The sequence below is a fragment of the Marinobacter alkalisoli genome (genome assembly GCF_045449795.1).
In the GTDB taxonomy this organism is placed as follows: Bacteria; Pseudomonadota; Gammaproteobacteria; order Pseudomonadales; family Oleiphilaceae; genus Marinobacter.
Genome location: NZ_JBJJLB010000016.1, coordinates 354,609 through 375,196 on the forward strand (window position 1 = coordinate 354,609; position 20,588 = coordinate 375,196).

Genomic DNA, 20,588 nt, shown 5'->3' on the forward strand with positions numbered 1-20,588 from the left:
CTGGCTCATTGGCTTGGGCTCAGCGCCGGAGTTTATCACAGCCTGCGAGGGATTCCGCCTTGGCTGAGAGGACGCATTCAGGGAGTCAGTTCACAATTCGCTTGCCGGGTGACTTCATAACGGATGTGGACGGTGTAGTTGTCCTCTCTGGATTTGCGGATATTGCTCAGACCAAAGTAATCAGTGAGGACGCCGGATTCGTTGTACCCCAGGGTGACAGGGTCTACCAGAAAACGGGCAATAAAGCCGGAAGGCCGTATACGGACGATGTGGGCCGCGTTGGTCCTTTCCGTGCTGGCAGGCTCAATGACGAAGCCGTAGTGCTCACCCCGGGTCGGGCCCAGGAACCGGAAGTCGACGGATTGTCCCGCGGTTACTGCGTTCCAGTTTTGACGGATCAGGTTATCGAAGCCGGCATCCACCACAACAGTCTCATCGAAGGGGACATCATAGTTTTCGACATCGCCCGATGGGTTCTGCCAGCGGATCCTGAGGGTGTCGTCATCCACGTGCTTTATGGAGAGGGTTTCATCAAAATCCCGTTGCTCAAACTCAACTTCCGGTCGCAAGGTAGAATGCTGGTAGTTCAGTTCTTTGGTGGCGAAGGTATCGCCGCCGCCCGGGCGCTGGTAATCGACTGAGTGTCTATCCGGGTGCCAGAGCCCGCCCCTGCATTCTCCCAAAACGCGATGTCGTTCCTCGTAAACCGGGGTGCCGTCTTCACTGGCCTTACCGATGAAACGGAGCTCTGACTCGGCGGCGGACACCGCGCATGTCACCAGCGACGCCGTAATGGCTGAAACAGCGGATCGAATGTTCATGACGCGAGCTCCGTATACAGTGCGTTGCGAACCAGCAACAGCAGGGGGAACACCAATAGCCATCCCAGGGCCAGCGCCAGCAGCGACAGATTCATCAGGGGCAGCTCAACCGCGCCCAGTTGACTGGCGGACCAATAGGCAAACGGACCTGCCATGGGGGCCAGAACCCACGGCAACCATGGTTTGCGGCCGATCCATTGCAGGGAATGACACAGGGTGGTCATGAATATGGCCCAGATCGCCACCAGCCAGATCGGCGTGAGTAATACCTCGCCGGTGCCGTCGTCCAGAATTCCGGTTTGAAACCAGATGCCGTCCAGAACGCCACCCACCACCGTGCCAAAACCGATGAATTGTGCTTCGAGCCAGCGGTGCTGGCTGACCAGGACAAAATGCAGCACCAGGAACACGGCCACGACACCGGCGGCAAGCATTCCGGGGTACAGCACGCAGATCAGCCAGCCGGCCTGAAAAAGCACAAAGTTAAGGACGTTGCGCAACGTTTCGGAGCGAATCATAGGCTCAGGATATTTTCCCGCTTGTTCCCGGGTTTTGCGAGCATTAACTGGGAGACACCGATGGCGCGTTCACTGAAGCCGGCCTCGCAATAGGCAAAATAGAACTGCCACAGCCTTCGGAAGGCCAGATCGTACCCATTGGCTTCAAGGTGATGGCTGCTGGCCATGAAGCGCTCGCACCAGTCGTGGAGCGTGCGGGCGTAATGGAATCCGATGTCCTCGGCGTGGGTCAGCACCAGGTTGCTGCCCCTGCGGACGGAGTCCAGAATGGCGCCGAAAGAGGGAATGAAGCTTCCAGGGAAGATATAGCGCTGGATAAAGTCCACATTGCGTAATGCGCGCTGATAACGTTGCTCCGGCATGTTGATTGCCTGAATCAGCGCCAGTCCGTCCGGTTTGAGTAGTGCGCTGATCTGGCTCAGGTAGCTGTCGAGGAACTGAGGCCCTACGGCTTCGATCATCTCGATGGACACCAGCTTGTCGAACTGGCCTTCAAGATCCCGGTAGTCGTCGAACAGCAGGGTAATGCGGTCTTCCAGGCCCGCTTCTGCGACGCGCTGTCTTGCCAGGGTCAGCTGCTCTTCTGATATCGTTGTGGTGGTAACGTGGCAGCCGTAATGCCTGGCGGCGTGAATGGCAAATCCACCCCAGCCGGTGCCGATTTCGATGACCCGGTCACCGGGCTTCAGGTCGAGCTTGCGGCAGATGGTGTCCAGTTTGTGAACGGCGGCCTCGTCCAGCGTGCTGTCTTTGTCGGGATAGATGGCCGAGGAGTACATCATGGTCGGATCAAGGAACATCTCGAACAGATCGTTGCCGAGATCGTAATGGGCGCTGATGTTTTTGCGGGATCCCGCTTTGGTATTGCGATTGAGCCAATGCAGGCTCTTCAGCGCCGGCTTGGTGATCCAGCTGAAGCGGTCCTCGAATGCATTCATCCTGTCCACGTTGCGGGTAAAGAACCGCAGCAGGGCGACCAGGTCCGGTGAATGCCAGTCGCCAGCCACCCAGGATTCCGCCGCTCCCACGCTGCCGTCGGTAAGTAAATCCCGCCAGGTGCTGTGGTGATGGATGACAAGTTCCGCAGGCGCGTGGCCGGTGTCACCATCGCCAAACACAAGATCGTCATAACCCGATTCGCGAACCGTCAGCACGCCTTCCTTCAATTGTGCCAGCTGCTGGCACACCAGCCGTCTTGCAACGCGACTGGTCAACGGCGCAAGGGTGTTGCGTTCGCCGGTTTCCAGTGAGGTATTCAGGTTCTCCATGAGCTGACCCTTCCACTTGTCTTTTCGGTGTTGTTTGTTTCGGTCACATCAAGCCCGGTGTCGCTGTGGCCCAGCCGGTAGGCGGGGTCGGAATTCCGCAGTTTGTCCGGATGGGAATAGAATGGCGCGCCCTTGAGCTTGAGTTTCAGCGCATGCCAGTAAATGCCGCCTGCGACCTTCAGGGCTTCCAGCGGAAACCGCCTCAGGCTTCGGTGTAACTGTTTACGTGTCAGAGGGGTGCGTTGGACCACTAGGGTGGCATCAAACTGTTTGTGACCACCCTCGAGCACGTTCATGTGAATACGCAGTTCCGGACCGCGGAAACTGAAGGTCCATTGGTAATGCTGATCCATGCCATTGAACGGCGATACATGGAAGCGCTTGCTGAAACCGAACCGCTCCGAGCGCCAGCCCTTCCGGGTTTCGGTTTCCCCGGTGGTTTCCAGGCAATAGACGTGGCGCTCATGCCAGGGGGTATTGGTGATCTGGGCGAGAATGACCCTGGGCACAGCGCCGCCCTCGGGCCGATCGCCGGAGGCATAGCAAAAATAGAAACTGACCGGATTGAACACGTAGCCAAGGTAGCGCGCGTGGGTGATCAGCTCCACGGCCCCGTCTGGCTGCCATCCGGTTGCCTGATGGACCTGGCGACGGACAGCCTCCAGAAGATCTCCTGAATCGGGAGCAAAGTAATCCTTGCGGTGCAGCGACAGCCAGTTGAAGCGCTCCAGGGAGAACAGCCGGCTGATGCGGGTTACCCGGTCCCATTCACCCAGGTTCAGCGCCAGCATCCCGGTGTGGTAGCTGAACTCATGGCCAACCGGGCTTTTGCGACGGTGGCGGATGCTACCCTCCAGCCATTGGCTGGCGAGTGCGCTGGCGATGTTATCAGCCCGTTGCATCACCATCGTTAGAGCTCCACACCAAAGGCGCTGGTAACACGCAGGGCGCTGCGTACACCGTCTTCGTGGAACCCGTTGAACCAGTAGGCACCGCAAAAATGGCTGCGGTTCCGATTACCGATTTCCTGGTACCGGTTCTGGGCGGCCACGGCTTCCAGGGTGAACACCGGGTGGGCGTAGTCAAAACGTTTTATCACGCGCTCACTGGCGATGTCCTGACTGCGGTTGAGCGTGACGCAGAAGGTTTCCGGGGCATCGTGGAAGTTCTGCAGGATATTCATGTTATAGGTCACGGAGACCGGCTCGGTACTGTGGCCGGGGATAAAGTAGTTCCAGGCAGCCCAGGCCCGCCGGTTGGATGGCAGTACCGAACGGTCGGTATGCAGCACCACGTCATTTCGCTGGTAGGCAATCGCTCCCAGGATACTGCGCTCCGCATCCGTTGGGTCTGAGAGCATGGCCAGCGCCTGATCGCTGTGGCAGGCGAAGATCACCTGGTCAAATTCGTGTTCCTGATCCCGGGCGGTGAGCAGCACCTTGTCCGGCAACCGTGTAACGGACGTCACCGGACTGTTCAGGTGGGTATGCTCCCTGAGTCGGTCCATCATTTTGTTCACATACTGCGCGGACCCGCCGGAGATAACCCGCCACGTTGGTCGGTCATCCACCGACAGCATGCCGTGATTGTTGAAGAACTGCAGGAAGAAGCGGATCGGGAACCGTTCCAGCACAATTTCCGGCGCAGACCAGATGGCAGCCCCCATGGGCACAATGTAGTAGTTGCGGAAATAGCGGGAATAGCGGTTCCTGTTCAGGTACTCGCCCAGGGTTTCTTCATCATTGATGGCGCCTGATGCGAGATCGGCGCGGGATTCCTGATTGAACCGGAGAATCTCACGGACCATTTTCAGGAATGGCAGATTCAGCAGGTTGCTGCGCTGGGCAAACAGGGTGTTCAGGCTGGTGCCATTGTATTGCAGACCGTTAGCGTGGCAATCCACGCTGAAACTCATGTCACTGACCTCCGATGCCACGCCCAACCGATCCATCAGCCTGATGAAGTTGGGGTAGGTCCAGTCATTGAACACAATGAAGCCCGTGTTGACCGGCCACTCCTTACCGCCGGCCTGAACGTGTTCGGTGTTGGTATGACCACCAGCATAATCGCCAGCCTCGAAGAGCTGGACATCATGGTGTTCCGATAGCAGCCAGGCAGCAGTGAGACCGGAAACTCCGGCGCCAATGACAGCAATGCGCTGACGTGGTTCGTTCATCTGATCATTCCTGTTAAGTGTTGCTCTTCCGGGCCATCGCCGCAGCCATTCGGTCAATGATTCCGCGGGGCAGGGCGCCAAGCAGCCGCAGCGTCCAGGTAAAACGTTTGGGAAACGCGATGTCGCGACGCCCTCTGGCTAATCCGTTCACAATTCGCCGGGCAGCGTCCTCGGCAGTGACCAGGAATGGCATCGGAAAATCGTTACGGTCTGTCAGGGGCGTTTTCACGAAACCGGGGGACACCACCACGACATCAATGCCTTCGGCAGCCAGGTCGGCCCGGAGGGCATACGCGAAATAGCTGAGCGCAGCCTTGGAGGCGCCGTAGCCCTCGGCACGCCCGAAAGGAAACCACCAGGCCGATGAACTGACGATTACAAGAGTCGCTGGACGGCCCTTTGCGCGAGCCCGGCGGAGTGCAGGCAGGGCAATATCCAGGCAGCGTGCCGTCCCTGTCACATTGGTCTGCAGGTTGTTGGCGATGACATCACTGCTGTAATGGCTGATCTCCAGGTATTCACAGGTACCCGCGTTCAGGATGGCCATGTTCAGTTCGCCATGGCTCTCAAGCCGGGGAGCTATAGACGCGAGCTGTTGCGGGTCGGTGGTGTCCGCAGGCGCAACGGTCACACGATCCGGCGCTACGGCCTGAATGGCCTCCAGAGGTTCCCGCCGACGGCCGGTCAGAATCAGTCTGTGGCCCTGCTGGAGCAGCGCGCGGGAGACCGCTTCACCGATACCGGAACCGGCACCGGTAATCCAGATGTTTTCCGGAACCTGGAGCCTGCCACTCATGCCGCGCCCCTCCTGATCCAGCGAATAAAACGACCGATCACCGGAAGGTGTTCGTACAGCAACTGGCCAGCATCGAAATAGTCCCGGTGGTATGTGACCTTGCCATTATGGATAACCAGCCGGCTCATGCCGTCCACGAGAATCTCCCTGCCGCGGCGAATGCGTTTGTGGCGCAGACGCATGACCCAGGTAATCGCCACATGCTCCCCGGTGATCACGGCGTCGCCAAACTCAAACTCGCAGGACAGCACGTTGGCGTAGGCGCCTGCGAAGTACCGGGTAAGCTGATCCAGTCCGGACACGGAAGACAGCGGATCCTGGAACTGAACGTTCTCGCTGTACACCGACGACAGTTTGTTTAGGTTGCCGGCGTCCAGCGAATTGAACAGCTCCCGGAAGCGCTCGAGCGTGCCGGGAACGGAGGAATTCCGGGTGCCAACTTCGATTGCCGGGGCGGTGTTCACAGTTGCTTCCTCTTTTGCGCGTCAAGTTGCCGTGTTTCTTCCTGTATGTGCCTGGGAATCGGATTCAGATCCCAGATGATACCGAGCCTGGACAGCGCCCAGAGTCCATACCAGGTAATATCGATTTCATACCAGCGAAAGCCCTGGCGGACCGATTGTGGCCAACGATGGTGATTGTTGTGCCAGCCTTCACCCAGGGTGAGCAGGGCGAGCCAGAAATTGTTACGGCTGTCATCCGGGGTATCGAACCGGCGCTTGCCCCATACATGGGACAGGGAATTGATGGATACGGTGGCATGGAAAAGCACCACCGTGGAGATGAAAAAGCCCCAGGCCAGAAGCTGTAAACCGTTGGTGCCCAAGCCAGGAGCCCAGGCGGCCAGCGCCTCACCGATGCCATAGATCAGCACTGCGGCAGCGGCCGGAACAAGCGAGTCGAAACGGTTCACGAAGCGCAACTCAGGAAACTTCAGCCAGTCCCTGACGCGCCGCTCGTCCATCGCAAAACCGGCATCACAGGTGAACCATCCGGCATGGGACCACCAGAATCCGCCCTGATGCGGGGAGTGCAGATCTTCCTCCTGGTCGGAATGCTGATGATGGTGGCGGTGGTGGGCCGCCCACCACAGGGGGCCCCGTTGAGCCGCGCTTGCCCCCAGAATGGCAAACACGAATTGTGCCGGGCGGCTGGTCTTGAAGGTTTTATGGGCGAAGTAACGATGGTAGAACCCGGTTATCGCGAACATCCGCAAAAAGAAAAAGCCGAACGCAAAGGCCAGTGCAAATCCGCTGACGCCGGTGAAGAAGGCCAGCAGACACGCCAGATGCAATGCGATGAATGGGATAACTCGTATAAAGTTGAATGATCGTGATGTGGCATCGATGTGATCCGAACCAGCGGAGGAATCGAACCATCTCAGAATGTTTGTTAGCCAGTATTGCGCTCGGGTCATACCCAGACTGCCTTTGTTTCGTGAGTAAGCTTTTGCTGTTTTGTGTTTCGGGGAGCATATTTCGTACGCTTGCCCTGCATTACGTTTAAACACCTGTATCTGGATGCACCATCAATGATGAAAGACCAAAATAACCAGTGCCCGAATATACGCCGCATAGCGGTCGTTGGTTCAGGTCTGGCAGGCCTGTCTGCCGCAATTTTGCTGAAACAGCAAAATCACCGGGTGACGGTCTTCGAAAAAAGCCGCGGCCCCGGCGGTCGTCTTGCCGCAAAGCGGGTCAGGGGCGGGTCCGCTGACATTGGCGCCCAGTACTTCACCATCCGTAACCCGGATTTCCGGGCATTCCTTGAGTGCCATGCCGGCACGGACAGGTTTGGCTCCTGGCCGGCGCGCCTTGGTTACCAGCAGTCCGACGGGCACTGGCAAGCGTTCCCCGAAGAGCCACGATTTGTCGGCATTCCAAGAATGACTGCGGTCAGCCGGGCGCTGGCAACGAATGTCGACGTCCAGGCGGAAGTGCGCATTGCCCAGATGGCCCGGGAGGACAGTGGCTGGTTTCTGACCGATACAGCGGCTCAATGTCATGGGCCTTTCGACCAGGTGGTTCTTACCGCTCCCCCGGCCCAGGCAAGAGATATTCTGGCAGACAGCGGTTTGCAGAACCTGGCGCAATCGCTGGATGGCGCTGTTGCCGCCATGCAACCATGCTGGGCTTTGGCGGCCCATTTCAAGGCGGCGCCGTATGAAGCATTTGATGGCTTGCGTCCGGCCAATAACGTGCTGTCCTGGGTTGCCAATAACTCCAGCAAACCCGGGCGCGAGGGCGAGGGTCAATGGTGGGTACTTCACGCCACGTCACAATGGTCCGCAGCAAATGTGGACACGCCGCCTGCCGAGGTCATCGCGACGATGCTGGACGCGTTTCGGACGGTAACCGGCACAGATCTTTCCCCGGACGAAACCGTAGCGCATCGCTGGTTATACGCGCGCTCTGAAAGTAACGAGAAGCCCGGATGCCTGTGGTTCCCCGGGGAGGGCATCGGGCTGGCGGGGGACTGGCTGTGCGGAGGCCGGGTTGAGGGTGCCTTTGACAGCGCCAGCGCGCTGGTTAAAAACATGACCCGATAACCGGCGGTCACTCATCTGGCCGCGTCACCTCCGGCTGCAGGTAAAAGTGGGTGATGGTGCCGTCACTGAACTTGCTGAAGAATGCGCTGACGTCGGTAATCTTGCGCAATGAACGCTGGCGGTTAATCGGATCCCGGACCAGTACCTTGATACCGTTAAAATTGTCCTGGATGTTGGAAAAACGGGCACGCATCGAGCAGGTGACCACGTGGTCCGGGTCCAATCCGAGCTCTTTCGCCAGCCATTGGCTATGATCCTCCATGTCTTGTGGAGACAGATCTTCCCGGGTATCCAGGTGATTAAGCTTGATGCGATCCACAATGCAGCGGGAAAAACTGTCGGGGTACCGGCGGGCGACCTTGCGAAAGGCCTCCCAGAAGAAGTTGTCGGTCAACTCCGCAAAGTACTGCATGTTGCTCAGGCAGGTATCCACCCAGTCGAAGCTTTCCGCGTCTTCCAGCACTTCGTTGATGGCTTCCCGCAGGAGCCAGTCGAAGCCCAGGGCGGTCTTGTGAGCGTAGACCTTGCGATACATCTGATGGCGGCTGTAGACAAAATCCTCCAGTGCGCCGAGGCCTTTCTGGGTGATGGCGAGTCCCAGCCAGGGCTCAGACACATCCCACCCGAACCGCAGGTTGCTGAGCAGGTGATCAAGATTGAAACCGCCAATGGTCACGGATGAGTGAAAGCCGTCCCTCAGCATATAGTCCGCCCGGTCAGCGTCGATCTCCCCGGACACGATAGAAGACAGCAGGTCCATGACCAGACGGGGGATATCCGCATGGCTCAGGGCGCCGGAGTGGGCATCATCCCCGGCGATAAAGGCCCAGAACGTCCGCGCGTGTTTGCGGAACGCCTCACTGGGCTGAACGTCGGTGGTCTCCATGATGCCGATAACGTCCCGGGCATCGAGCCCCGCGGCCCGGATGTCGATATCCTTCAAAACCTCATGGGCGACGCGGACCGAATAGTGTTCGTGCTCAAGCTCATCCGGCTGGCTGCTGTGGTAGGTGGAATAATCCACACCTTCCCACAGGTCTTCAAACCGGTCCCGGCGGGACATCAGATCCCGAATGCGGCGCGCCTGGGTGAACTGGTGAGAGAAACTGGAATGCCCGCTGTCGTGGAGCAGGCAGCCGAGGCGGATGGTTTTGGCCAGGTAATCAATGGCGTCCAGCTGGCTCAGGCTGAGATCGGTTTTCTCGCTGAGCTGCTTTTCCCGGAGGTAAGCATCAATCATTGAGCGGAACATGCGGGTGCCCACATGCATGACGCCGATACTGTGCAGGAAGCGGGAGTGGGTCGCCCCGGGGAATACCAGGCTGAGAATATCGTTCTGGCAGATGTTGCGCAGGCGCTGGAACAAAGGGTGGTCAATCACCCGTATTTCATGGCGATAGAGTGGAATGCCGCCGTGGACGGGGTCCATAATCAGCTTGTCATATGCGCCGAGCAGGTCATTTACTGCACTTCTCATTGCCTGGTTCCCCCAAAATCATCAAACTTGCCTTGTTATATCACAGGGTCGTGCCAGAATAGGCGTTAAGTACCCGATTTATCCTTTACCGATGGTAGTTTAGGGCAGAAGCCATGACCTCGCGCACCGAGCGCATATTAATTATTGATGCTGACAAAAAGGCACGCTCAGAATTGAGCCGGCACCTGGAGGCACGGGGCTTCTACGTCACCGGATGCGCTGACATTGGCGCGGCCTTCCACATGTTCGATCAGACCGTTCCTGATGTTATCTTCGCCGACATATTGCCCGCCGAGATCCATGACCTGGCCTCAAGGCTGGAAGACCTGGAGACATTCACTCCGATAGTGGCCTGTTCCGATGCAGCGGATTCCGCTGCTGTGGTGGATGCCCTTCGTGCCGGTGCCGCAGACTTTTTCCTGAAGCATTGTTCCGACGACAAGGGCGCCCTGGACGATGTCATCGGCAAGCTGTTCGATCGGGTTCGAGTGAATCGACTGAACCAACTGTACCGCCTGGAACTGGAGGAAGCCAACCGGGACCTGCGCAACGGGATTGCCGAGTTGCGGGCGGATCAGCGGGCAGGGCGCAAGGTACAACTGCGCATGTTGCCGGACAACGACCAGCGCCTGGCGGACCTCAGCGTGTCTCACCTGATCAAGCCATCCCTGTACCTGAGCGGCGATTTTCTGGACTATTTCCGGATATCGAAAGACAAAGTGCTGGTCTATATTGCCGACGTTTCCGGCCATGGCGCCAGCTCAGCGTTCGTTACGGTATTGCTGAAAAACCTCACCAACCGGCTTCAGCGGAACCTTCGGCGCGGGTCCAGTGATGACATCCTGTACCCTGACCGGTTCCTGAGCAGGATCAATTCGGAGCTATTGGATACCGGACTCGGTAAACACGTAACCGTATTCGTTGGCATAATCTCCGTGAATGAGCGTACATTAAGTTATGCGGTAGGCGCCCACTTCCCGATGCCGATTCTTTCCTTCGAGGGCGGCAGCACATCCTTTCTGGAAGGAAGCGGCTTGCCCGTAGGGCTATTTGAAGCACCGGAGTGGGAAGTATATCAAGTACCGCTTGAGCAACCGTTCCGGCTCATTCTGTTTTCGGATGGCATACTTGAGGTTATCCGGGCAAAAAGCCTGGATGAAAAGGAGCAGACACTACTTGAACTCGTGTCGGGAGGTCGTCACACTATCGCATCGCTGAACCAGGCTCTGAATCTCGATGCGATTACAGAGTTGCCGGACGATATCGCGATCGTTTCGGTTACTGATACCGAATCCGGTTCAGAAAACACGTCGTCGGAATAGTGGCAGTGTATAACATGGCTGGTTACAAGATCCTGCAAGCTGAAAATCAGGGTATTTACCTCCTGAAGTTTATCGGGGAAATCCGGCTGAACCTGTGTTCGACGCTGGATAATCTGGTTGAGTCCATCACCCAGGATCCAGACTTCAAAACCGTGGTGATTGATCTTACCGAGTGCGAGATCATCGACAGCACCACCCTGGGGTTGCTGGCAAAGATCGCCATGGCCGCCCAGAAACGAAGCCATTTCCTGCCCACACTGGTATCCACCAACCCTGATATTACCCGAATCATCACTTCCATGGGTTTCGACAAGATCTTCATCATTGTTCGTGAGCCCGCATCCCGGATTGAACAACTCGAGGAAATTCCCGTACTGCGTGCCAGCGAACAGCAGGTTCGCGACAAAGTACTGGACGCTCACCGGGTCCTGATGGGGCTGAACAGCCGCAACCGGGAAGAGTTCAAGAATCTGGTTCGCGCCCTGGAATGTGAAGAGCACGGCTGATCACGGCCACATCTCCTGTGAGAATGGCAGCCGCGACCTCATTCGATCCAATAAAAGAACGGACAACCTATGCCTGAAAAAAACGACCCGCAAACAACAGGGGCTTCCTCCACGGGCCGTGATGTTGCAGTGCTGGGCGGCGGCAGTTTCGGTACCGCCATGACCAAAGTGCTGGCGGATAACGGCCACACCGTACACTTCTGGATGCGCGACGAAGCCCAGGTAGAAGAGATCCGCAGTACCCGCGTCAACAGCCGCTATATGCCCGGCATCGAACTGACCGGTGATATCCAGCCAACCACCAACCTGGCGGCCGCCGTCAACAAGGCCGAGGTTGTATTCCTGGCGATTCCCAGCAAGGCATTTCGGGTCGTTATTCGTGACCATTGCGCGGAATTTTCCGACGACCAGATTGTCATCAGTCTGACCAAGGGTATCGAAGAGCACGGTTTCAAACTGATGAGTGAAATCCTGCAGGAAGAGATCCCGCGCTGTCGTATCGGTGTGCTGAGCGGCCCCAACCTGGCGGGCGAGATCGTCAACAAGGACCTGACCGCCACTGTTATTGCCGCCAAGGATCCGGAAGTGCGCCGCGCCGTACAGGACCTGCTCGGATGCGAGTATTTTCGCGTCTACGCCAACGTGGACGTTTACGGTGTTGAACTGGCCGGGGCCCTGAAGAACATATACGCCATTGTTTCCGGCCTCGCGTCCGCGCTTGACCTTGGGGAAAACGCCAAGGCAATGCTGATGACCCGTGGCCTGGCGGAAATGAGCCGGTTTGCCGTCAGTCTTGGCGCCAACCCGATGACCTTTATGGGGCTGGCCGGTGTCGGCGATCTGATCGTGACCTGTACCTCGTCGAAAAGCCGGAACTATCGGGTCGGTTACGCGGTCGGTAAAGGCAAGAAGCTCGACGATGCCGTAGCGGAACTGGGACAGGTGGCCGAAGGCATTTACACCCTGAAGCTGGTCAAGGAAAAGTCTGAGGCGATTGGTATCTACATGCCTCTGGTCCGTGGCCTCTACGAGATTCTTTATGACTCCGCTTCCATCAGTGCGGTCATTAACAGCCTGATGATGTCGGTTCAGAACTCCGATGTGGAATTTATTCTGCCCCGGACCATTAGCCAATAACCAACCAGTGACAGCCGGAGGTGGCCCTTGCATCTGATTGTCATGCGTCATGGTGAGGCCGGGTGGCACACCATCGATCAGGAACGTGAGCTGACCGAAGCAGGGCGTGCATCGGTCGCCACCGTTGCGGCAGACATCGCCGAATCACCCTGGCGCCCGGAGGCTGTCTGGTGCAGCCCGCTGGTCCGCGCGAGGCAGACAGCGGCCATCATGTCCGAAATTATCAATTGCCCGGTTATTGAAAAGGACTTCATAACGCCGGATGACGATCCCGGCCGCTGCCTCGACGAATTGCTCGAGGCAGCGACATCACCCTTGATGCTGGTGTCGCACATGCCATTTGTGGGTGCGCTGTCTACCTTGCTGGTGGATGGGCACCGTCGTGGTATTCCGTTCATGACTTCCCAGGCCATATTGTTGGAGATGCCGGTGGTAGGGCCTGGTTGCGCCGATATACGGGCACAGTTTCTGCCCTGAGCGAGGCGAGTCAAAGCCAACAGAGAGCACCCGAATCATTTATGTACAGTTTCCCGATTGATTACATCGAACCCGTATTCCGCCCGCCCAGCGAGGCCAAGTCCCTTATCCTGCCCGTCACCAATGGGTGCTCCTGGAACAAGTGCACCTTTTGCGAAATGTACACTCAGCCCCAGAAGAAGTTCCGGGCAAGGAAGCCGGAGGACGTACGTGCAGATATCGATAAGGCGGCACGCAGCCTGGGCGGGGTTCGCCGCGTGTTTCTGGCGGACGGTGACGCCATGGTGCTGCCCACCCGCCGATTGCTTGAAATCCTCGCGGACCTGAAAGCAGCGTTTCCGGATCTTCAGCGGGTATCCAGCTATTGCCTGCCAAGAAACCTCGCCAGGAAAACCGTTGAAGAGCTTACCCAGCTGCGGGAGGCGGGGCTGAAGATTCTGTATGTTGGTATGGAATCCGGTGACGATGAGATCCTGCGTCGGGTCAACAAAGGGGAAACCGGCGAATCCACCCGGTCCGCACTGCTGAAAATCCGCGAAGCGGGGCTGACCAGTTCGGTGATGGTTCTCAATGGTCTTGGCGGTGAAGCCCTGTCAGAGCAGCACGCCATCAACACCGCGAAACTCTGCAGTGACACCCAGCCGGATTATCTGTCCACACTGGTGGTGAGCTTTCCGCAGGGTGAGGAAAGATTTCGTGAGGGATTTGGCGATGATTTCGTACCACTGAACCAGGACGGTCTGTTTCGTGAGATCCGCCTGTTTCTCGAACACCTGGAGTTGGACCGAACGATCTTCCGCAGTGACCACGCCTCCAATTACCTGGTATTGAAGGGCACACTTGGGCGCGACAAGCAGCGGCTGCTGGACGAAGTGAATCTGGCGATCTCCAGCCCCGGCACTGCGGCCTTGCGGCCGGAATGGATGAGAGGGCTTTAAATCATGGCGCATAAGCCGGAGAACATTGCGAAGCAGGTTGAGCAATCGGGTGACTCAGGCAAGGGCCTGCCCCCGCTGGACAAGTGGAATCCGGAGCTGTCCGGAGACATCGATATCCGCATTACCCGGGATGGACAATGGATCTATGAAGGCGAACCTCTCGCCAGAGAAGCGATTGTCCGGCTGTTTTCAACCATTCTTCGCCGGGAAGACGATGGCCAGTATTACCTGGTAACGCCGGTCGAGAAATGGCGCGTCCAGGTGGAAGATGCACCATTGCTTGCCCACACCCTTCAGGTGAAGGGCCAGGGCGCCGACCAGACGCTATACCTCACAACCAATGTGGGGGAAACCCTGGCTGTCGGCAACGAACATCCGCTGAGTGTCGGGCGCTATCCAGGCAGCGACGAGCCACGACCGGTGGTAGTTGTGCGGCATGGTCTGGAGGCAAGGCTGGTCACAGCAGCGTATTACGACCTGGCTGAGCATGTCAGCGAGGGCCAGACGGATGACGGCTCACCGATACTGGGAGTGTGGAGCGGCGGAAATTTTTACGAAATCGGGCAGGGGAGTTGAAAAGACTGACATCGCCCCAAATAACTGACGGTAGAAAAGGCAGTCCTACAATTGTTAAACTGTATTTTCGATCTTGTTACCGAGCCTGGCTCTCTAACGAGGCCCGGTGGTCGTTAGTCCCTCTGTGCAGTATGGCTGTTCATGAATACTTGCGATTACCCAAATTCAATTAAACAGTCATTGCGACACGCAAGGAGATCACATGGCCCAACCTCGTGTTGTCACCATCCATTACACACTCACTAATGACCAGGGCGAGCAGCTTGACTCTTCCCGTGTAGAAGGTCGTGAGCCTCTGTCTTATGTGGAAGGTGCGCAAAACATTATCGGCGGACTGGAAAGTGCGCTGAACGAAAAGAACGCCGGTGACCAGGCTAAAGTTACTGTCGAGCCCGGTGAAGGCTACGGTGAAGTTAACGAAGAACTGATCCAGCCGGTTCCCCGTTCTGCATTTGAAGGCGTTGATACTATCGAGCCGGGCATGCAGTTCCAGGCACAGACTCCGGGCGGCCCTCAGGTTGTTCGTGTAGTTGAAGTTGGCGACGAGACCGTCACCATCGATGCCAACCACCCGCTGGCTGGCCAGACTCTGCACTTCGACGTAGAAGTGGTAGAGACTCGTGATGCGACCGACGAAGAGCAAGAGCACGGCCACGTGCACTAAGCTTTTCCGAAGCGTTATCGAAGAACGGCTCCTTGTGAGCCGTTTTTTTATGTCTGCAGGTTTTGTCGGATTACGGCTGCGCCTAATCCGACACCCCAAACAAAAAACGACCCATAAAGGGCCGTTTTTTTGTACCGGAAACCGAACTTACATGTTCGGATAGTTGGGACCACCGCCCCCTTCCGGAGTCACCCAGTTGATGTTCTGGGCAGGATCCTTGATATCACAGGTCTTGCAGTGAACACAGTTCTGGGCGTTGATCTGGAACTTCTTGCCGCTGCCGTCTTCGGCTTCAACCACCTCATATACGCCGGCCGGGCAGTAGCGCTGCGCGGGCTCGTCGAACTTGGGCAGGTTTTCCTTCAGCGGAATGTCCGGATCAGTCAGTTTCAGGTGAACCGGCTGATCTTCCTCATGGTTGGTGTTGGAAATAAACACCGAGGAGAGGCGATCGAAGGTCAGGGTGTTATCCGGCTTCGGATAATTGATCTCCTTGGCCTCGGACGCCGGTTTCAGGGTGGCGTAATCCGGGATGGTGTCGTGCAGGGTGAACGGCAGGCTGCGACGCAGGATGTTCTGCTCGAAGAAGGCGATGCCGCCGCCAACCACGTTGCCGAACTTGTGCATGGCCGGGCCAAAGTTGCGCTCGTCATACAGCTCTTTGTAGAGCCAGCTGTCCTTGAAGCGATCGGCAAAGCTGGTAATTTCCTCACCGGACTTGCCTTCCTTCAACGCTTCGAACACCGCTTCCGCGCCCAGCAGGCCAGATTTCATGGCGGTGTGGGAGCCCTTGATCTTGGAGAAGTTCAGGGTGCCGGCATCACAGCCCAGCAGCAGACCACCCGGGAAGCTCATCTTCGGCAGAGAGTTGAAGCCGCCCTTGGTGATGGCGCGGGCGCCGTAGGAAACACGCTTGCCGCCTTCCAGATACTGCTTGAACTCCGGGTGCAGCTTGAGGCGCTGGAATTCCCCAAACGGGCTCAGGTGCGGGTTGCTGTAGGACAGGTCGGTAATCAGGCCGACATACACCTGGCCGTTCTCCAGGTGGTACAGGAAGGAGCCGCCTGTAGAGCCGCTTTCACTCAGCGGCCAGCCAGTGGAGTGAACCACCAGACCTGGCTCATGTTTGGCCGGATCGATGTCCCACAGTTCCTTGATACCAATACCGTAGTGCTGGGGGTCCTTGCCTTCGTCCAGCTTGAAGTCATTGATCAGGCGCTTGCCCAGGTGACCACGACAGCCTTCGGTGAACAGGGTGTACTTGGCGCGCAGTTCCATGCCCGGCATGTAGCCGTCTTTCTCGCTGCCGTCACGGGCCACGCCCATGTCACCAGTGATGATGCCTTTTACCTGGCCATCTTCAATGATGGTCTCGGAAGCGGCAAAGCCCGGGTAGACTTCCACGCCCAGGGCTTCGGCCTGCTCGGCCAGCCAGCGGCACAGATTGCCCAGGCTGATGATGTAGTTGCCGTGGTTGTGCATGTTCTTGGGCACAAAGGCATTGGGGATCTTGGTGGCTTTTTCCTGGTTCTTCAGCAGGAAAATGTCATCCCGGGTAACCGGGGTGTTGAGCGGTGCGCCTTTCTCTTTCCAGTCAGGGAAGAGTTCGTTCAGCGCGGTTGGCTCAAATACGGTACCGGCCAGGATATGAGCGCCGATCTCGGAACCTTTCTCAACGACACAGACCGTCAGTTCCTGCTCAGCTTCCTGCGCCAGCTGCATGACCCGGCAGGCTGCCGAAAGGCCAGCGGGCCCACCGCCGACGATAAGAACATCAAATTCCATCGATTCGCGTTCCACGTTGGTCTCCTCATACTTCTTTAATGGATATTATGTGCCCGCAGGCGGATAATTCAGGGGGGTTATCATACCGGTAAAACTCCGTATAGACGACTCCCCAAAGCCGAATAGCCCGACTTGATAACCTAAAGGGTAGCGCATATCGGAAATCAAACAAACGTTTGTTTGAAATTTGGCCTGTCCTTTGGCATTGTTAATAAAGGTACTAAGCGTGCTTTCTGAGTCGTTTTTTAGTATCGTCTCACAGCTTTGCTGAGTCAACACGGTTCAGTTGGCTGTGAAAACAGGCGTGGCGTGTCGAATGGGGCTATTGACCCCGTGCACCTTTGCCTGCAGTATAAGTCCGCCGTGACAGCAGGCCCCGCGTGAGGCCGCTGTTTGAACGTTCGGTCTGAAGCCCTTAATTCCGGCCTCACATCGAAACGACAGGAATCGAGAAACACTCTGTTTTCCGCATACGTGGAGTCGTGTTTTGAGAGTGTTTCTGATTGCGAGTCATTAAACCCATCGTAGAAGAACGAGGAATCTATGAAGGTTCTGGTCGCTGTAAAACGAGTTATCGACTACAACGTAAAGGTGCGCGTCAAGCCGGACAACACCGGCGTTGATCTCGCCAACGTCAAGATGGCAATGAACCCGTTCTGCGAAATCGCTGTAGAAGAAGCGGTTCGTCTGAAAGAGAAGGGCGTTGCCAGTGAAATCGTGGTGGTATCCATCGGCCCGAAGGCCGCCCAGGAGCAAATCCGTACTGCTCTGGCACTGGGTGCTGACCGTGGTATCCACATCGAAACAGACGAAGAGGTTCAGTCTCTCGAAGCGGCCAAGCTGCTCAAGTCTGTGGTAGAGAAGGAAGAGCCCAAGCTGGTTATCCTTGGTAAACAGTCCATCGATTCCGACAACAACCAGACTGGCCAGATGCTGGCCGCGCTGACCGGTATGGGTCAGGGCACGTTCGCGTCTGAAGTGGTTGTTGAAGGCGACAAGGTCAACGTCACCCGTGAAATCGACGGTGGTCTGATGACCCTGGCTCTGAACCTGCCTGCCGTGGTCACCACCGACCTGCGTCTGAACGAGCCGCGTTACGCTTCGCTGCCGAACATCATGAAGGCCAAGAAGAAGCCGCTCGAGTCCATGAGCCCGGCCGATCTGGGTGTCGACATTGCCAATCGTCTGTCCACTCTGAAAGTGGAAGCGCCGGCCTCCCGTCAGGCGGGTGTGAAGGTAGCTGACGTTGCTGAGCTGGTCGATAAACTGAAGAACGAAGCGAAGGTGATCTAAATGAGCATCCTTGTAATTGCTGAACACGACAACAGCAGCCTGAAGCAGGCGACCCTCAACGTAGTCGCTACTGCCAAGGCCATCGGCGGTGACATCGACGTACTGGTTGCCGGCGAGAACTGTGGTGCGGTGGCGGAAGCTGCTGCCAAGGCCGAAGGCGTCAACAAGGTTCTGGTTGCCGACAACGCCGCTTACGGTCACTTCCTGGCTGAAAACCTGGGTGAACTGGTTGCCGAAGTGGGTAAGGGCTACAGCCACATCCTGGCTGCTGCCGGTACCACCGGTAAGGACTTCATGCCGCGCGTTGCTGCGCTGCTGGACGTGGCTCAGGTCTCCGACATCATGCGCGTCGAGTCCGAAGACACCTTCGTTCGTCCGATCTACGCTGGTAACGCCATCGCCACTGTGAAGGCGAACGATGCCATCAAGGTCATCACCGTGCGTCCGACCGCGTTTGATCCGGTTGCAGCAGAAGGCGGTTCCGCCTCCGTTGAGCAGCTGGACGTGGTGAAAGACGCCGGCCTGTCTACCTTCGTAGGCGAAGAGCTGGCCAAGTCTGATCGTCCGGACCTCGGCAGTGCCGGTATTGTGGTTTCCGGTGGCCGTGGCATGCAGAACGGTGACAACTTCAAGATGCTGGAGCAGGTAGCAGATCTGCTGGGCGCCGCCGTGGGTGCATCCCGCGCTGCCGTTGATGCCGGCTTCGTACCGAACGACATGCAGGTCGGTCAGACCGGTAAGATCGTTGCACCGCAGCTGTACATCGCTGTTGGTATCTCCGGTGCCATCCAGCACCTGGCCGGTATGTCCGACTCCAAGGTGATCGTTGCGATCAACAAGGACGAGGAAGCGCCGATCTTCCAGGTTGCCGATTATGGCCTGGTAGCGGACCTGTTCGAAGCGGTTCCGCAGCTTGAGGAAGAGTTGAAGAAAGTTCTGTAACTTTCGGATCTCTCAGAAAAAAGGCACCTACGGGTGCCTTTTTTTATGCTTCCTGGAAACGATCCGTTTTTCCGCTTTGCCGATAATCAGGGTGTCGGCCAGTATGTGCAGCGCCCGATTGGTGGTGCGCACGCCATGGTAGATCTGTTGGCTGGTCTGGTCATGGGTTTCCCGGGCCTTGCGGGCAGTTTGACGGAACTGGTCATCCCGGGAGAAATGATCAATCAGCCCAAAGGTGGTCGAGGAAATGGCCTTGTGGACCTTCTCCACGGCCGTCGCGCCGCCGGTGACGGTTTCTTCCAGCAACTTCGCACGGTTACGGACTTCCAGCAGGTCCATCCGGCTTTTCTGGATGGCACTGTTCGCCGCAATACGGTGGGAGTTCACCACCCGCAGACGGCGACGGCTGTCGAGTAGTTGCCAGTATGTGTAGGAAAGGCCGGCTGTGGTTGCTGTCAACAGGGCGGCAGAGGCAATCAGAGTAGACATGGGTTACCTCAATCAGCGATATTCAATGTGCATTTGCACGTCGATTTCACGTTCATCCAGTTCCCGTTCCAGCTCCTTCATCACTTCCTGATACACCATTTTTCGTACCATAACAGGCAGGTGATCGGCCAGAACGCGGGCTGAACGGGACTCCCGCTTGGCTACGGAAATCGGATCCACAACCCGCAGCGTAAGGATCAGCTCCGGGTCCCGATCCGGTTCTGTGATGTCATCACTTTCCATCATCTGGGCGATGACTTTACGCTGCTCGCAGATCTGCCAGAAAAGAAAGGCACTGAAGGCGGCAAGTAACAGGCTCAGTATCAGTAACAGTGTCACCAAGGTTGACCTCCGGGACGTGTGTGTTTTTCATTGTGTTTCCTGCAGTGTGCCGGATACATTGTGACAAACGATTGGCCGTGCCGACGGTCATTTTCAGGAGATATTACATGGTTTGGTTCAAGGCGTTTGTCAGTGGCTTTCTCGCCACCCTGGTTTTCCACCAGGGCTTGTTTGCACTGTTCTACCTTGGGGGCATGGTCCCAGCTGCGCCGTTCAACATGACTGCTGTACCGCCTTTTGGCGTACCTGCGGTGGTATCCCTGGCGTTTTTCGGAGGCCTTTGGGGTGTCCTGTTGTGGGCTATTCTGGGGAGAATGGCCGGCATAAAATTCTGGCTTGGTCATGTCATTGTGGGCGCTATCGGTCCCACTGCAGTTGCCATGCTGGTCGTATTTCCCCTGAAAAGCCTTGATGTGTCCGCCCAGACCTGGATTGGCGGGCTGGTACTGAACGGCTTCTGGGGCCTGGGCGTCGCGATTTTCATGCACTTTTTCCAACGTAATAAATAAAAGG

At 57.2% G+C, this 20,588-nt stretch carries 23 protein-coding genes; 11 read left to right on the forward strand and 12 right to left on the reverse strand.

Going from position 1 to position 20,588, the window contains the following annotated elements:
- Positions 1 to 77 precede the first annotated feature (77 nt).
- The 8 genes from ACJO3M_RS06185 to ACJO3M_RS06220 are packed head-to-tail and all read right to left on the reverse strand — an operon-like array spanning position 78 to position 6,996.
- A complete protein-coding gene (locus tag ACJO3M_RS06185) occupies positions 78 to 821 on the reverse strand; it encodes a hypothetical protein (protein WP_407000499.1) in 744 nt (247 codons plus the stop codon).
- Positions 818 to 1,339, reverse strand: coding sequence for a DUF2878 domain-containing protein (locus tag ACJO3M_RS06190; RefSeq protein WP_407000500.1), 522 nt, complete (start codon positions 1,337 to 1,339; stop codon positions 818 to 820). The genes ACJO3M_RS06185 and ACJO3M_RS06190 overlap by 4 nt, the downstream gene beginning before the upstream one ends.
- Complete coding sequence (locus tag ACJO3M_RS06195) at positions 1,336 to 2,607, reverse strand: class I SAM-dependent methyltransferase (RefSeq protein ID WP_407000501.1); 1,272 nt, start codon at positions 2,605 to 2,607, stop codon at positions 1,336 to 1,338. Before ACJO3M_RS06195 ends, ACJO3M_RS06190 begins: the two co-directional genes overlap by 4 nt.
- A complete protein-coding gene (locus tag ACJO3M_RS06200; protein WP_407000502.1) occupies positions 2,595 to 3,515 on the reverse strand; it encodes a DUF1365 domain-containing protein in 921 nt (306 codons plus the stop codon). The genes ACJO3M_RS06195 and ACJO3M_RS06200 overlap by 13 nt, the downstream gene beginning before the upstream one ends.
- 2 nt (positions 3,516 to 3,517) lie before the next feature.
- Positions 3,518 to 4,783, reverse strand: a complete 1,266-nt coding sequence (locus tag ACJO3M_RS06205; RefSeq protein ID WP_407000503.1) for an NAD(P)/FAD-dependent oxidoreductase — start codon at positions 4,781 to 4,783, stop codon at positions 3,518 to 3,520.
- Between the two features lie 13 nt (positions 4,784 to 4,796).
- Positions 4,797 to 5,579: an SDR family NAD(P)-dependent oxidoreductase gene (locus tag ACJO3M_RS06210; RefSeq protein ID WP_407000504.1), complete on the reverse strand. Its 783-nt coding sequence runs from the start codon at positions 5,577 to 5,579 to the stop codon at positions 4,797 to 4,799.
- Positions 5,576 to 6,043: a nuclear transport factor 2 family protein gene (locus ACJO3M_RS06215; protein WP_407000505.1), complete on the reverse strand. Its 468-nt coding sequence runs from the start codon at positions 6,041 to 6,043 to the stop codon at positions 5,576 to 5,578. Before ACJO3M_RS06215 ends, ACJO3M_RS06210 begins: the two co-directional genes overlap by 4 nt.
- Positions 6,040 to 6,996 (reverse strand): acyl-CoA desaturase, encoded by a 957-nt coding sequence (locus ACJO3M_RS06220; RefSeq protein ID WP_407000506.1) that lies wholly within the window; start codon positions 6,994 to 6,996, stop codon positions 6,040 to 6,042. Before ACJO3M_RS06220 ends, ACJO3M_RS06215 begins: the two co-directional genes overlap by 4 nt.
- A 114-nt stretch (positions 6,997 to 7,110) precedes the next feature.
- On the opposite strand from ACJO3M_RS06220, the gene ACJO3M_RS06225 reads away from it, so the two are divergent.
- Positions 7,111 to 8,127, forward strand: a complete 1,017-nt coding sequence (locus tag ACJO3M_RS06225; RefSeq protein ID WP_407000507.1) for an NAD(P)/FAD-dependent oxidoreductase — start codon at positions 7,111 to 7,113, stop codon at positions 8,125 to 8,127.
- Between the two features lie 7 nt (positions 8,128 to 8,134).
- Here ACJO3M_RS06225 and ACJO3M_RS06230 read toward each other — a convergent pair whose 3' ends face one another.
- Positions 8,135 to 9,604, reverse strand: coding sequence for an HD domain-containing protein (locus ACJO3M_RS06230; RefSeq protein ID WP_407000508.1), 1,470 nt, complete (start codon positions 9,602 to 9,604; stop codon positions 8,135 to 8,137).
- A 113-nt stretch (positions 9,605 to 9,717) separates the two neighbouring features.
- Between ACJO3M_RS06230 and ACJO3M_RS06235 the strand changes: the two genes are divergently transcribed.
- The 7 genes from ACJO3M_RS06235 (at position 9,718) to ACJO3M_RS06265 (ending at position 15,224) form a co-directional block, all read left to right on the forward strand.
- The gene (locus ACJO3M_RS06235; RefSeq protein WP_407000509.1) at positions 9,718 to 10,926 is read left to right on the forward strand and encodes a PP2C family protein-serine/threonine phosphatase; all 1,209 of its coding nucleotides are present in this window, start codon (positions 9,718 to 9,720) and stop codon (positions 10,924 to 10,926) included.
- Positions 10,927 to 10,940: 14 nt separating this feature from the next.
- The gene (locus ACJO3M_RS06240) at positions 10,941 to 11,432 is read left to right on the forward strand and encodes an STAS domain-containing protein (protein WP_406985269.1); all 492 of its coding nucleotides are present in this window, start codon (positions 10,941 to 10,943) and stop codon (positions 11,430 to 11,432) included.
- A 69-nt stretch (positions 11,433 to 11,501) separates the two neighbouring features.
- Positions 11,502 to 12,569: an NAD(P)H-dependent glycerol-3-phosphate dehydrogenase gene (locus ACJO3M_RS06245; RefSeq protein WP_407000510.1), complete on the forward strand. Its 1,068-nt coding sequence runs from the start codon at positions 11,502 to 11,504 to the stop codon at positions 12,567 to 12,569.
- 27 nt (positions 12,570 to 12,596) lie between these two features.
- Positions 12,597 to 13,046 (forward strand): SixA phosphatase family protein, encoded by a 450-nt coding sequence (locus tag ACJO3M_RS06250; RefSeq protein ID WP_407000511.1) that lies wholly within the window; start codon positions 12,597 to 12,599, stop codon positions 13,044 to 13,046.
- 41 nt (positions 13,047 to 13,087) lie between these two features.
- Positions 13,088 to 13,984 carry a radical SAM protein gene (locus tag ACJO3M_RS06255; protein WP_407000512.1) on the forward strand — a complete coding sequence of 299 codons (897 nt, stop codon included), beginning with the start codon at positions 13,088 to 13,090 and terminating at the stop codon, positions 13,982 to 13,984.
- A 3-nt stretch (positions 13,985 to 13,987) separates the two neighbouring features.
- Positions 13,988 to 14,560, forward strand: a complete 573-nt coding sequence (locus ACJO3M_RS06260; protein ID WP_407000513.1) for a DUF1285 domain-containing protein — start codon at positions 13,988 to 13,990, stop codon at positions 14,558 to 14,560.
- A gap of 202 nt (positions 14,561 to 14,762) precedes the next feature.
- Positions 14,763 to 15,224, forward strand: coding sequence for an FKBP-type peptidyl-prolyl cis-trans isomerase (locus tag ACJO3M_RS06265; RefSeq protein ID WP_297794253.1), 462 nt, complete (start codon positions 14,763 to 14,765; stop codon positions 15,222 to 15,224).
- A 147-nt stretch (positions 15,225 to 15,371) separates the two neighbouring features.
- On the opposite strand, the gene ACJO3M_RS06270 is transcribed toward ACJO3M_RS06265, so the two are convergent.
- The gene (locus ACJO3M_RS06270; protein ID WP_407000514.1) at positions 15,372 to 17,024 is read right to left on the reverse strand and encodes an electron transfer flavoprotein-ubiquinone oxidoreductase; all 1,653 of its coding nucleotides are present in this window, start codon (positions 17,022 to 17,024) and stop codon (positions 15,372 to 15,374) included.
- Between the two features lie 528 nt (positions 17,025 to 17,552).
- On the opposite strand from ACJO3M_RS06270, the gene ACJO3M_RS06275 reads away from it, so the two are divergent.
- Together ACJO3M_RS06275 and ACJO3M_RS06280 are read left to right on the forward strand one after the other, a co-directional pair.
- Positions 17,553 to 18,302, forward strand: a complete 750-nt coding sequence (locus ACJO3M_RS06275) for an electron transfer flavoprotein subunit beta/FixA family protein (RefSeq protein WP_407000515.1) — start codon at positions 17,553 to 17,555, stop codon at positions 18,300 to 18,302.
- Entirely contained in the window at positions 18,303 to 19,244 is a 942-nt protein-coding gene (locus ACJO3M_RS06280; RefSeq protein WP_407000516.1) for an electron transfer flavoprotein subunit alpha/FixB family protein, read from the forward strand.
- Between the two features lie 27 nt (positions 19,245 to 19,271).
- Here ACJO3M_RS06280 and ACJO3M_RS06285 read toward each other — a convergent pair whose 3' ends face one another.
- Both ACJO3M_RS06285 and ACJO3M_RS06290 read right to left on the reverse strand, forming a co-directional pair.
- Positions 19,272 to 19,733 (reverse strand): hypothetical protein, encoded by a 462-nt coding sequence (locus tag ACJO3M_RS06285; RefSeq protein ID WP_407000517.1) that lies wholly within the window; start codon positions 19,731 to 19,733, stop codon positions 19,272 to 19,274.
- Between the two features lie 12 nt (positions 19,734 to 19,745).
- Positions 19,746 to 20,072: a hypothetical protein gene (locus ACJO3M_RS06290; RefSeq protein ID WP_407000917.1), complete on the reverse strand. Its 327-nt coding sequence runs from the start codon at positions 20,070 to 20,072 to the stop codon at positions 19,746 to 19,748.
- Between the two features lie 110 nt (positions 20,073 to 20,182).
- Between ACJO3M_RS06290 and ACJO3M_RS06295 the strand changes: the two genes are divergently transcribed.
- The gene (locus ACJO3M_RS06295; protein ID WP_407000518.1) at positions 20,183 to 20,584 is read left to right on the forward strand and encodes a hypothetical protein; all 402 of its coding nucleotides are present in this window, start codon (positions 20,183 to 20,185) and stop codon (positions 20,582 to 20,584) included.
- The last annotated feature ends 4 nt before the right edge of the window (positions 20,585 to 20,588 follow it).

Bases quoted from the DNA above. Each gene is read 5' to 3' on its own strand.
- ACJO3M_RS06185 (WP_407000499.1), bottom strand. From the start codon at position 821: ATGAACATTCGATCCGCTGTTTCAGCCATTACGGCGTCGCTGGTGACA.
- ACJO3M_RS06190 (WP_407000500.1), bottom strand. From the start codon at position 1,339: ATGATTCGCTCCGAAACGTTGCGCAACGTCCTTAACTTTGTGCTTTTT.
- ACJO3M_RS06195 (WP_407000501.1), bottom strand. From the start codon at position 2,607: ATGGAGAACCTGAATACCTCACTGGAAACCGGCGAACGCAACACCCTT.
- ACJO3M_RS06200 (WP_407000502.1), bottom strand. From the start codon at position 3,515: ATGGTGATGCAACGGGCTGATAACATCGCCAGCGCACTCGCCAGCCAA.
- ACJO3M_RS06205 (WP_407000503.1), bottom strand. From the start codon at position 4,783: ATGAACGAACCACGTCAGCGCATTGCTGTCATTGGCGCCGGAGTTTCC.
- ACJO3M_RS06210 (WP_407000504.1), bottom strand. From the start codon at position 5,579: ATGAGTGGCAGGCTCCAGGTTCCGGAAAACATCTGGATTACCGGTGCC.
- ACJO3M_RS06220 (WP_407000506.1), bottom strand. From the start codon at position 6,996: ATGACCCGAGCGCAATACTGGCTAACAAACATTCTGAGATGGTTCGAT.
- ACJO3M_RS06225 (WP_407000507.1), top strand. From the start codon at position 7,111: ATGATGAAAGACCAAAATAACCAGTGCCCGAATATACGCCGCATAGCG.
- ACJO3M_RS06230 (WP_407000508.1), bottom strand. From the start codon at position 9,604: ATGAGAAGTGCAGTAAATGACCTGCTCGGCGCATATGACAAGCTGATT.
- ACJO3M_RS06235 (WP_407000509.1), top strand. From the start codon at position 9,718: ATGACCTCGCGCACCGAGCGCATATTAATTATTGATGCTGACAAAAAG.
- ACJO3M_RS06240 (WP_406985269.1), top strand. From the start codon at position 10,941: ATGGCTGGTTACAAGATCCTGCAAGCTGAAAATCAGGGTATTTACCTC.
- ACJO3M_RS06245 (WP_407000510.1), top strand. From the start codon at position 11,502: ATGCCTGAAAAAAACGACCCGCAAACAACAGGGGCTTCCTCCACGGGC.
- ACJO3M_RS06255 (WP_407000512.1), top strand. From the start codon at position 13,088: ATGTACAGTTTCCCGATTGATTACATCGAACCCGTATTCCGCCCGCCC.
- ACJO3M_RS06260 (WP_407000513.1), top strand. From the start codon at position 13,988: ATGGCGCATAAGCCGGAGAACATTGCGAAGCAGGTTGAGCAATCGGGT.
- ACJO3M_RS06265 (WP_297794253.1), top strand. From the start codon at position 14,763: ATGGCCCAACCTCGTGTTGTCACCATCCATTACACACTCACTAATGAC.
- ACJO3M_RS06275 (WP_407000515.1), top strand. From the start codon at position 17,553: ATGAAGGTTCTGGTCGCTGTAAAACGAGTTATCGACTACAACGTAAAG.
- ACJO3M_RS06280 (WP_407000516.1), top strand. From the start codon at position 18,303: ATGAGCATCCTTGTAATTGCTGAACACGACAACAGCAGCCTGAAGCAG.
- ACJO3M_RS06285 (WP_407000517.1), bottom strand. From the start codon at position 19,733: ATGTCTACTCTGATTGCCTCTGCCGCCCTGTTGACAGCAACCACAGCC.
- ACJO3M_RS06295 (WP_407000518.1), top strand. From the start codon at position 20,183: ATGGTTTGGTTCAAGGCGTTTGTCAGTGGCTTTCTCGCCACCCTGGTT.